At 76.8% G+C, this 405-nt stretch carries 1 protein-coding gene; it reads left to right on the top strand.

The window, feature by feature from the left end; genetic code table 11:
- Nucleotides 1–405: pantoate--beta-alanine ligase (locus B2J89_RS23380; RefSeq protein WP_169170877.1), on the top strand; the 405-nt coding region annotated here is incomplete at its 5' end.

Raw genomic sequence — 405 nt, 5'->3', positions numbered from 1 at the left:
TACCAGCAGCTGATGGTGCTGCGGCGCATGGCGCAGCAGTTCGCGCTGCCCATCGACATCGTGGCGGGCGCGACGCAGCGCGCCGCCGACGGCCTGGCGCTGAGCTCGCGCAACGGCTACCTGAGTGAGGCCGAGCGCGCCGAAGCCATCCAGCTGCCGCTGGCGCTGCGCGCCCTTGCGCGCGAGGCCGCCTCGGCCGCGCACTCCCTGCCCGCGCAGTTGCCGGCGCTGGAGGCGCGCGCCCTGGCCGCGCTGTCTGCGCGCGGCTGGCAGCCCGACTACCTGGCCGTGCGCCGGCGCAGCGACCTGCAGCCGCCGCAGGCCGGCGACGCCGCCGGCAGCCTGGTGGTGCTGGGCGCGGCGCGCCTGGGCCGCACGCGGCTGATCGACAACTTCGAGGTCTGA

Source organism: Acidovorax sp. SRB_24 (assembly GCF_012931925.1).
This window is presented reverse-complemented; position numbering and strand designations above follow the sequence as displayed.